We start from the raw sequence: 7,950 nt of genomic DNA on the forward strand, positions 1-7,950 counted from the left end.
CGACTCATCTGATGTGAGAGCAACGCTCCGCAAACGGCCACGAACGTCCGTGGATCGAATTTCGAATAACCCCAGCGTATGGGACTTTCGAAACACACCAGCGGACATCCGTGGACCCATTGGCGGAGATGGACGGGAATCCGCTAAGTCTCATGAAGTACCAGTTCAGAGAGTTGCTACCCGAAGAAATCGCTCGTTTGAGAGCAACCCTGAGAGTAACCGTTCGGAGGTGCGCCCTCACATCACGATGCGGCGCCACATGTAAGAACCCCCGCCCAACCTGACGACAGCACCCGAGACGTCTACCGGCAGCACGTTATGGAGCACGCGATTACCCCCATATTGCCGGATCACGAGCGGGGTCAGCGGCTGTCGGCGTGAACGTTATGCGTGGGCCGCCGCACGGCCGAAGCTAGTAGCGGCGGACCTCCGGCCTATGGCCGTGACCTTCGGTGTCTTGTTGAAGGACTGCAGAAAATGTTCGGTGGGCTGTCGTACAAGAATGGGGGTGTGGGGCTCTATTGAGTAATGACTGGTTTCGACAACGACACCTCTCGGCGGTCGATCGATGAGTTCGAGACGTTCGTGCGCGCGTCCGAGGAAAGACTCCGGATCGCGTTGACGGCGTCATTCGGCGTGGCCGAGGGGCGGATGGCCGCGGTTGATGCGCTGAGTTGGGCGTGGGAGAACTGGGACCGGGTCAAAGCAATGGCCAACCCGGTCGGCTACCTCTACCGCGTCGGACGAACATCGGCGCATCGGATACGTCCGCGACCAATCCCGGTAGCCAACGGCGAAGTCCGCGTCGATGTCGATGTCGAGCGAATTTCGCCAGAACTCGTGAAGGCGATCGGTGACTTGAGCGATCAGCAACGCTGCGCGGTGATGCTCGTCCATGCGTTCGGATGGACCGTCCGCGATGTCTCCGAGGTGCTCGACGTCGCCCCTTCAACCGTGCAGACCCATTCCGAACGTGGCCTCGCACGGCTCCGCAACAACCTGGAGGAAACCCATGTCCACTGACACCCGCACACAACTCCGCAGCCTTGGAGACGACCTTCGCCAAGACAGCGTTCCGATAACCCTGGACGAGATTGTCAAGTCCGGGGATCGACTAGAGTCGTTGAACCTGACGCCGATGCCGACTCGTCGCCGAAGCGCGACGCACGGAACCGTTGTCCGGACAGCGACGCTCGTTGCGACAGCTGCTGCGGTCGTGGGTCTGGTCGTGATTGCAGACCGACCCAATCCCAGTCCCGCTCCGGTCGCAAATTCGGTCGATTCCACTGTGCCCGCCGCGGAGCCCTCGTATGCAACTTCAATAGTCGGCACGCTCCGCGTGCCCTCGATCGGGTTGGAGGTGGAAGTCGGAACCGGAGTTTCGGACGCAGCAATACGACGTCAGCCAGGGCACGACCCGGCGAGTGCCGAAATCGGAAAGCCCGGGGCCGCTCGCATCCGGGGACATCGCACAGTCTTCGGAAATCCATTCTTGTGTCTCGACATGCTCGAAGCTGGCGATCTGATCGAGACCGTCACAGAAGTTGGCCGCCTTCAGTTCGTCGTCACCGGAACCGAGATTGTCGAAATCGACGCCGAGCTGCCAGCAACCGATCACGCGATGCTCGTCCTCGACGCGAATCACCCTCGCTACACCGCTCGCGAACAGATTCGAGTAACCGCTGAACTCGCCGAACCGCCGTACAACGAACTCACCGTTGGCCCCCGGGACCGGTCGTGCGATTGACCGAAGATCGAACGCAGCGAGTTGGAACCGATTCGTTTCTGGTCAGCTCCCAGAGCTGGAGGACGGCTCGGCTCTGTCGGCGGCGTCGCCAATTGAACTGAGGTCAGAGCGCCCCATATCGGCCCCGCTTGCGAGAGCGGCACACAGCTCATGAACGGCACTTTCGATCGCTCGGGCCGCTCAAGAACGCGCGAGCCGCTCGTGACCTGGCTGGTCTCGGTGATCGCACTTGGGCTCACTGGCACCGTGACCATTTACGTTTCGTACAACGAGTTCCTCGATTGCTCGATCCCAGAGACACACCAGTCTGCGAACACGCCTCTCAGTTGAACAACAGCAGCTGTTGCAACGGGAGTTCCGCTGCTTGTCGATGTCGTGTTGGGGCTTCGTCACTCACTCAGGCTCGTTGGCACTGCTTTGCTTGTCGCCGTGGTTCAAGCAACCGTCTGGGTGTGGGCGCTCAACCCTGGTGGATGCGACTGGGTAATCGCAGCAGGCGTCCGGATCGCTCGATAACGCGCCAGCGACCAAGGCTTCCAGATCGCGCCAAATCTCATCTCAGCGCGCGGTGACCCGTCCGTGATTGCGCCGAGGGATGCGCGCACCTTTTGAACGAGAATCATGGTCAGGCAGGGAATCGCTCGACGTCGTGGCCATCGCTTGCTGGTTGAGTTCTACTCTCGGCTGCTCCCGTCGATTGGGCTCGGCCCAATGGGGGTCACAGTGATATCGGTGCCGTCGATTTGGATCTCTGTTGACTGGTTGTCGACGAGGTCAAGTTCGCCGTTGTTGAGGGCGCTGTACAGGACAGCGTCAGGCGAGCACCAGGTGTTGTACTCCTCAACGTAGTCGTCACTCGATGGGTCAGCGCCTGACAATGTGTAGCGCTCGTGGCAGACGACTGCGATGATCTCAGCAGTCGTCAACTCGTCTCGGAACGGGGGCATGGCACCACGTTCACCAGTGATGTGGGGCCCGCCAACGCGGGCGGGGTCGCCGTAGATCGCGACGCCGGCGAGCCGGTATTGATCGGTGCCGTAGTGGACGAATCGGATGTGGTCCTCGATTCGGGGAAACGTTGCAAGCACTTCACCATCAGAGAACTGGTAGCCCTGCCCTTGAACCCCGCCGCCTGCGGCACCGTGGCACGACGCACACTTCGAATACAGCGCTGCACCATCGGTCAACGGTCCAGGCGAGCTGGCGGCGCCGCCGGTGAGTGCCCGGATGTACATGAAACCGAACACCGGAAGCAGTACCAGCGTAGGGAGCACCCAGTACGGAATCTTGTTGCGCTGCGTCGCGGCGCTGACTGGATTGCTTGGCGGCAGCGGAGCCGCCGACACAATTTCAGCGGTTGTGGCGCGGATTGCGTTATCGAGCCGGTCATTCATCCGAGGGCCTTTCTTAAGTGTGTCCGGGCGCGCAGCAGGTGCTCGCGGACAGTGCTCGGCGAAACACCGAGCAACATTGCGATGTCGCGTTCGGTGCGGTCTTCCCAGTAAACGAAATAGACAACGGTGCGTTGCGCCAGGCTGAGATTGGCCACAGCACCACGAACGTCTCCGAATTCGTCAGCGACGGGCGTGGAGGTCGGGCGGATTGCCTGCAGATCGCGGCGCCTCCGCCGGCTTCTCCCGCGCCGCAGATCGTGCGCCTGGTTGGTGACGGCTCGGAGCAGGTAGCGAGTGGGATCATCGACATCACCGGAAACCAGCTTTGGTACAGAGCGAAGAAACGCCTCAACCACGAGGTCGTTGGCATCGCTGGGTCCAACAAGAAACGTTGCGAAACCAACCAGCCCGGCTGCGTGCTCACGCCACAACCTGTCCTGCACACACGACGTATCCGTGGCTGTGTTGGTCATCAATGAATTAGACGCCACCACGCCCATCGTTGCACGACAGCTCCGAAAACAAATCTGGGTCCATGACGTACCGCAACACAGACCTACTTTGTCACGCCCTGCGGAAGCACATATCAGCACTGCAGCATCGAGGACCAAACCGCCCTGTATCGGCACGTCGGATCGGAAGCACCCGATCAGATCATGCGGACCGTCGGCTTCGAATAAGCCAGTCTGTGATCACCACGACCCCGACGAAGAACGGCAGCGGAATCCACCAGATGATCAACGCGAAGTTGAGGTCCTCGGTTCTCATCGCGTTGATCAGCGCGAGAGGGCTGAGCGCATGGGCGGCAGCAATGACGCCGATGGCACTTCGCGACCGAGCCATCGTCCCGACCACCAGCGGAGGGACCGTGAAGACAGCGAACCAAGCGAGGACGTCGAGGTGGTTCAATCGAAAGCCGTTCGGATCGGCCTGATAGTGAGCGACCAGGCCGCCCATCAGGATGAGCATGCAGAGGTGTGCGGCAAGGAATGCGAGGAGTTTCGACGGCAATGGACCCACACGGTCAGCGTTGCTGCCGAGGGCGATCCTCGCAATAGGGGTAGTGCCCTGGTTGGCCTTGGGGGATGCCCATATCGACAGGAACAGAATCGCTGCCAGACCGCTCCAGATCGGCACGTATCGCGTTGGCCATGCGCTCAAGAACGCGCGTCTGATCGAAGGCGGGCCGGGCAGCGTCGTGTCACTCGGGTTCCGACGTGCCAGCGAGAGAGATACTCCAGAGCGGCTCACCGTTGCGTGTGGTTCCAGTTGAGGTGAAACCGGCCCGGCTGTACAGCCGGGCCGCTACTTCGTTGGCCGGGTGGAAGGTCAGTTCCACCGACGTTGAACCCTGCGCTCGACACCAATCGAGCACTGCAGCCATCAGTTTTGTGCCGACCCCGGTCCCTTGCTGGGTGATATCCACGGCGAGATTTCTCACCTCGACGACGTCGTCCGCGTGTGTCAGCGCGAGGACGGCAATGATCGTGCCGTCAGGGCTCAGGTACGCGAGTGGTTCCCAATTGCGACCGCCATCGCGGACGTAGGCCTTGGCCAGAATCACCAGTGCTATTGGTTGAGAATCGGCGGCCATCGGCAGCTGTTCGTCGCTGACGCGAACTTGGAGCGCGTCACGCCAGTTCGACTGGTCGATCGGAACAAGGCGGTTGGTCGACCCTGGACTCATCCCATCTGTCTACGTCACGGCGGGTGCCCGATGCCAGCGCCGAGTGCCGACGACCTCGATGAACAGGGATCGCACCCGCTCAATATCGCCGGCGCTCCAACGGTGATCTCACAGCGAAAGAACGGCACGTTCGATCGGCGACCCCGCTCCAGATCGCCGGCGATCAGACGACCTCCACGCCGCGCGTCGAGAAGAAATGCGAGACTGGGTGCGTGTACCGGGGAGTGCTGATCAAGGAGAGCCTGGACCGGCTGTCGATCCTTGACGAGCTGCGAATCGTCGACACCACGGTGGTCGACCTCGCGTCGCCGGCAGGTGGCCAACCAGCCACTTGGACCGTCGTCACGTTCGAGGTCGACGATGCTGACGCGCCGAGGAGTGCGCAGACGCTCGCCAATGGTCTCGCATCTGGTCCGTGGTACGTGGATTTCAACAACGGAGAGCGCAGCTACGTGGTGTTCTCGGACCGTGTCTTCACCTACACACGAGGCGACGAGGCAACGTTGCGGACCGCCCAAGTCCACGCCCGCGGGGAGGGGATTCCGGAGTCGCAGATCGACTGGGCAGTGCCGCGCTGAACGGCCGACCTTGTCGCTTTCACTCGATCAGAATCGCGTCAGGTCGAACGCCTCCAACCCGTCCTCTATCTACACGGATGTGCTCGGCCGACCACTCCATATTGCTCGGCTGACGGAGCGTCGATGGATGCACCCAAACGCCCGCCTGGGCGGCTGCGCGAAGATGGTGCCGTGCCACCCTCTGCCGAGACCTGCGTTGTCTGTCACCGACGGCGCAACGGCGGTTCGCGCAATCAGGATGGCGACATCTTCATTTGCGCCCGATGCGAGGCGGATGCCGATCAGCTCTTCGAGATCCAGGACGCGATCTGGCCCCCAGCCGGCATAGCCGGCGAGTCAACCGACGAAGCCACTACGCCGGAACAGCCCTGACCGCTCGACCGTTGCGCGAGCGTTCGCGAGATCGCCAACGTGGTGAACCGCTTGAGCGGGTCAACGTTGATCCGATCAAGGTCGCCATCGTGGTTGCAACGATTACTGTCGGCGGTGGATGGACACCGCAGCTTGGTATCGATGGTTCGCTGAGATCGAAGCTCGCGTGTCGTCGCCTCAGTACGAGCGCCTCGCCAACGCGGTCGCCGAAAGCAACGAACTGTTGGAACGTCTATCGCTGCTCCCAGAGACGAAGCGGCAACCGAACCTGTTGTTCGCATCGGTCAGATTCCTCGGCGGGCCAACCGACGCCGTCGAAGGATTTGTCGAGTTCATTCGATCGAACTCCGACGAACTCGAAGCAACAATGCGTACTCGATCGACCCAAACCAACGAGGTCGCACGATGCGCTGCCTTCCTGCCGCTCCTCGCCGACCTGAAAGGCGAGATTGCGCTGATCGAGGTCGGTGCGTCAGCCGGGCTGTGCCTCTTCCCCGACCTCTACGCGTACAGCTACGACGGCGAACAGATCGGCGATTCAGCTCTCGAGATTGCAGTCGAGACAGCCCACACGGTGCCACCTCCTCAGCGACTACCAACAGTTGCCTGGAGGGCCGGTCTCGACTTGAACCCGCTATCGGTGTCTGACGACGAAGATCTCGCATGGCTGCGAGCGTGTATCTGGCCTGAGCACAACGAACGACGACAACGCCTGGATCTCGCAGCAACGATCGTCGCGACAGATCCGCCGCGTATCGATCAAGGAGACTTACGCAGCGCGACGCTCAACCTGATCGACGAGGCCCCACGGGACGCAACCAAGGTCGTGTTCCACTCTGCCGTTCTCGCCTACGTCGACGAACCAAGCCGCCTCGACTTCGCAACGACGATGCGAAGCCTGGTCAACAGTCGAAGCGACGTTGTCTGGCTCTCGAACGAGGGCCCATCGGTCATCGCCGGGATAGAGGCCGCTGATCCAATCGCCGAGCCTCCGGGCCACGCTCAGTTTCACCTCGGACGAGACGGCACCGAACTCATTGCAGTGACCGACCCTCACGGTGGGTGGCTGCGATGGATGCCCCCACGCTGACCTGCGCATCGACCAGCACGCCACATGCCGAACGCCTCGAAGGCGCTCGATATTCGCGGCCGCGAATTGGCCGGCGACCCGTCCGAGATCGGCACTTTCCGGACAGTCGATGTGCTCCAGATTGCTCGTCCGGATTCTGGCGGCAGTGACGACATGGCAGCGCTATCTGCCACCGCACGGGGCACTGTGCGAGGCTCCGACGATGGATCGAGCGGTCGACATTGATGATGTCCGACAGATCACTGGTAGCGACGAGATGATTCTCTGGACGCTGGGGAATGTTGGAGCTACACGGCTCGAGGCCTGGGTGTCGCCGTTGCGTGACGCTGTCCTGGTTGCTGGAACGAACCGATCGGGGCACGATCGACTTGGGCTCTGGGGCGCCGAGACGTCGCTGGTCCCACTTGCTCAGGCAGTACGCCGTGTCGTGGGCAAGACCTACCGACCGATCGGCGAACCTGGCCTTGTCGACGCTCTCGTGAACGCCGACAACAATCTCGTTCGGGTGCCACCGTTTTGCTGGATGCAAACCCAACTCGCTCCAGCCGGGGCATCCGCCGATCACGACGTTGTGCAACTCGACGAAAGCGACGATGTTCTCATCCGGGCGCTTCTCTCAGAAGAGTTCGCTGGGTCTCATGAGTTGCCCGGAATCGCTGGCGTCGAGTGTTGGATCGGAATCCGTAACAACCTTGGTGGACTTGACGCAGTCGGGGCGTTGGCGTGGTCGACTCCTGATGTCGGATTTCTCTCAGGCATCGCCGTTCGCCGACCGGCTTCGGGCCGCGGGCTCGGCCGAGCAATCACCGATCACTTGGTCGCGTTGTCACTGAAGCAACGACCAGTCGCGGCCCTGATGGTCGACGCCCACAACAAACCCGCCTGGCGCTTGTACTCAAGCGCAGGCATGTCGACCCGATTCCTCGCAGCAGCGCACGCCCGTTGAGACTCGGTGAACAGCTCATAACAACAGTCCTGAACGGCCGACCGCAGTGCGAGATAACGGCACGGATGCGCTCGGGTACCCGCCCAGAATGTGCGCTCATGGCGACAGCCATGAAACGTCTCAGGTGAGGCATGCC

Annotated in this window: 11 protein-coding genes; 7 read left to right on the forward strand and 4 right to left on the reverse strand. The window is 61.6% G+C overall.

The window, feature by feature from the left end; all coding sequences use genetic code 11:
• The first annotated feature begins 528 nt into the window (after window positions 1–528).
• Both ACH2EI_RS12460 and ACH2EI_RS12465 read left to right on the forward strand, forming a co-directional pair.
• The gene (locus ACH2EI_RS12460) at window positions 529–1,023 is read left to right on the forward strand and encodes an RNA polymerase sigma factor (RefSeq protein ID WP_395152514.1); all 495 of its coding nucleotides are present in this window, start codon (window positions 529–531) and stop codon (window positions 1,021–1,023) included.
• Between the two features lie 115 nt (window positions 1,024–1,138).
• Window positions 1,139–1,747, forward strand: a complete 609-nt coding sequence (locus tag ACH2EI_RS12465; protein WP_395152520.1) for a sortase — start codon at window positions 1,139–1,141, stop codon at window positions 1,745–1,747.
• A gap of 674 nt (window positions 1,748–2,421) precedes the next feature.
• On the opposite strand, the gene ACH2EI_RS12470 is transcribed toward ACH2EI_RS12465, so the two are convergent.
• From ACH2EI_RS12470 to ACH2EI_RS12485, 4 genes are all read right to left on the reverse strand, one after another.
• Entirely contained in the window at window positions 2,422–3,141 is a 720-nt protein-coding gene (locus ACH2EI_RS12470) for a c-type cytochrome (protein ID WP_395152515.1), read from the reverse strand.
• Complete coding sequence (locus ACH2EI_RS12475; protein WP_395160258.1) at window positions 3,138–3,614, reverse strand: RNA polymerase sigma factor; 477 nt, start codon at window positions 3,612–3,614, stop codon at window positions 3,138–3,140. Before ACH2EI_RS12475 ends, ACH2EI_RS12470 begins: the two co-directional genes overlap by 4 nt.
• A gap of 181 nt (window positions 3,615–3,795) precedes the next feature.
• Window positions 3,796–4,302, reverse strand: coding sequence for a hypothetical protein (locus ACH2EI_RS12480; protein WP_395152517.1), 507 nt, complete (start codon window positions 4,300–4,302; stop codon window positions 3,796–3,798).
• A 40-nt stretch (window positions 4,303–4,342) separates the two neighbouring features.
• Entirely contained in the window at window positions 4,343–4,828 is a 486-nt protein-coding gene (locus ACH2EI_RS12485; RefSeq protein WP_395152518.1) for a GNAT family N-acetyltransferase, read from the reverse strand.
• A 212-nt stretch (window positions 4,829–5,040) separates the two neighbouring features.
• Between ACH2EI_RS12485 and ACH2EI_RS12490 the strand changes: the two genes are divergently transcribed.
• The 5 genes from ACH2EI_RS12490 (at window position 5,041) to ACH2EI_RS12510 (ending at window position 7,814) form a co-directional block, all read left to right on the forward strand.
• Complete coding sequence (locus ACH2EI_RS12490) at window positions 5,041–5,406, forward strand: hypothetical protein (RefSeq protein WP_395152519.1); 366 nt, start codon at window positions 5,041–5,043, stop codon at window positions 5,404–5,406.
• A 123-nt stretch (window positions 5,407–5,529) separates the two neighbouring features.
• Window positions 5,530–5,778 carry a hypothetical protein gene (locus ACH2EI_RS12495; RefSeq protein WP_395160260.1) on the forward strand — a complete coding sequence of 83 codons (249 nt, stop codon included), beginning with the start codon at window positions 5,530–5,532 and terminating at the stop codon, window positions 5,776–5,778.
• Between the two features lie 118 nt (window positions 5,779–5,896).
• A complete protein-coding gene (locus ACH2EI_RS12500; protein WP_395160262.1) occupies window positions 5,897–6,868 on the forward strand; it encodes a DUF2332 domain-containing protein in 972 nt (323 codons plus the stop codon).
• Window positions 6,869–6,892: 24 nt separating this feature from the next.
• Window positions 6,893–7,093 (forward strand): hypothetical protein, encoded by a 201-nt coding sequence (locus ACH2EI_RS12505; RefSeq protein WP_395160264.1) that lies wholly within the window; start codon window positions 6,893–6,895, stop codon window positions 7,091–7,093.
• Window positions 7,071–7,814, forward strand: coding sequence for a GNAT family N-acetyltransferase (locus ACH2EI_RS12510; RefSeq protein ID WP_395160266.1), 744 nt, complete (start codon window positions 7,071–7,073; stop codon window positions 7,812–7,814). The genes ACH2EI_RS12505 and ACH2EI_RS12510 overlap by 23 nt, the downstream gene beginning before the upstream one ends.
• The last annotated feature ends 136 nt before the right edge of the window (window positions 7,815–7,950 follow it).

Origin of the sequence: Ilumatobacter sp. (assembly GCF_041688325.1) — a bacterium.
Classification (GTDB): domain Bacteria; phylum Actinomycetota; class Acidimicrobiia; order Acidimicrobiales; family Ilumatobacteraceae; genus Ilumatobacter_A.

Bases quoted from the DNA above. Each gene is read 5' to 3' on its own strand.
- ACH2EI_RS12460 (WP_395152514.1), top strand. From the start codon at position 529: ATGACTGGTTTCGACAACGACACCTCTCGGCGGTCGATCGATGAGTTC.
- ACH2EI_RS12465 (WP_395152520.1), top strand. From the start codon at position 1,139: ATGCCGACTCGTCGCCGAAGCGCGACGCACGGAACCGTTGTCCGGACA.
- ACH2EI_RS12470 (WP_395152515.1), bottom strand. From the start codon at position 3,141: ATGAATGACCGGCTCGATAACGCAATCCGCGCCACAACCGCTGAAATT.
- ACH2EI_RS12475 (WP_395160258.1), bottom strand. From the start codon at position 3,614: ATGACCAACACAGCCACGGATACGTCGTGTGTGCAGGACAGGTTGTGG.
- ACH2EI_RS12485 (WP_395152518.1), bottom strand. From the start codon at position 4,828: ATGAGTCCAGGGTCGACCAACCGCCTTGTTCCGATCGACCAGTCGAAC.
- ACH2EI_RS12495 (WP_395160260.1), top strand. From the start codon at position 5,530: ATGGATGCACCCAAACGCCCGCCTGGGCGGCTGCGCGAAGATGGTGCC.
- ACH2EI_RS12500 (WP_395160262.1), top strand. From the start codon at position 5,897: ATGGACACCGCAGCTTGGTATCGATGGTTCGCTGAGATCGAAGCTCGC.
- ACH2EI_RS12505 (WP_395160264.1), top strand. From the start codon at position 6,893: ATGCCGAACGCCTCGAAGGCGCTCGATATTCGCGGCCGCGAATTGGCC.
- ACH2EI_RS12510 (WP_395160266.1), top strand. From the start codon at position 7,071: ATGGATCGAGCGGTCGACATTGATGATGTCCGACAGATCACTGGTAGC.